Genomic DNA, 1,143 nt, shown 5'->3' with positions numbered 1-1,143 from the left:
AGGGGGATTTAGCGATTATCTTGATTGTCAACCACTTGTGGCTGGCGTAGCGGTCTGAGCAGGTAGTGTATCCTTCGCGTTTCGCCAAGATTGACCTTGGGTGACCAGCGCATTGAGGATGCCTAACAACTTGTGGGCACAAGCAATCAAAGCGACCTTCTTGGGTTTCCCTGCACCTAACAGACGTTGATAGAACGCGATGATGACGGGGTTATGTTGAATGGCTACTAACGCCGACATGTAGAGGGTAGAGCGCACCAAGGCACGACCACCCACGATGTGGCGTTTGCCCCGCAGCTTGCCACTGTCAAAATTAAACGGGGCAACGCCCACCAGGCTAGCCAGCCGTTTCGTCGAGAGTTGGCCCAGCTCTGGCAGTAACGCCAGTAGGGTCGTCGCCACGACTCGCCCAACGCCAGGTACGCTGGTCAGCCACTCATAGCGCTGCTGACGGGTTTCATCGGCTTGGCGTAATTGGTCAAGCTCCTCGTCGAGAGCTTTGACCCGCTGCTTAAGCCAATCAATGTGAGCCTCAATATCGGCTTGGGCCGTGCGGTTGCGGGCACTGTGGCGACGCCGCTGTTCACTGTTGAGCATCTCAATCACTTGGGAGCGCCGATGCACCAAATCAGACAGCGCTTCTTGATGCTCTGAGGCCAACGGTTTGGGCAACGGCTGCAACGCCTCGCCAAAATGCGCCAACATCGACGCATCAATGCGGTCGGTTTTGGCCAACCGCCCAGACGCCTTGCTAAAGTCCCGCGCTCGCTTCGGATTAATCACCGCCACCGCGATCTCATGGCGCTGCAAGACCTGAACCACACCCCGTTCCATCCCGCCTGTGGATTCCACCACCACCAGCGCGACGGTGACGGCCTGTCGTTCCCTCAGCAGCCTTTGCCATCCCAACTCGTCATTAGTCACTTGCCAGTAGTGCCCTGCTGGTCGTAACGCCACGTCCAACTTGGCCTGACTCACATCAATACCCACCCATTGCCGCGCTTCAATCATCCCCATGACGCACCTCCTGAGGAAATAGAATGACCATTCATCACTCGACCTTGTTCGATGCGGGTTCGTGACCCTGGCGATTTTTCGAGCTGTTGACAAATGGTGGAACGGCGACCTGGACTAAATCTCGGT

1 protein-coding gene is annotated in these 1,143 nt (G+C 56.7%); it reads right to left on the bottom strand.

Annotated elements, in window-relative coordinates:
* Positions 1-27: 27 nt before the first annotated feature.
* Complete coding sequence (locus tag VB780_RS31265) at positions 28-1,017, bottom strand: IS110 family transposase (protein ID WP_323355100.1); 990 nt, start codon at positions 1,015-1,017, stop codon at positions 28-30.
* Positions 1,018-1,143 lie beyond the last annotated feature (126 nt).

This window comes from Leptolyngbya sp. CCNP1308 (genome assembly GCF_034932455.1).
In the GTDB taxonomy this organism is placed as follows: domain Bacteria; phylum Cyanobacteriota; class Cyanobacteriia; order Phormidesmidales; family Phormidesmidaceae; genus Nodosilinea.
The sequence above is the reverse complement of the archived record's forward strand: the minus strand, read 5'-3'. Positions and strand labels throughout refer to the sequence as shown.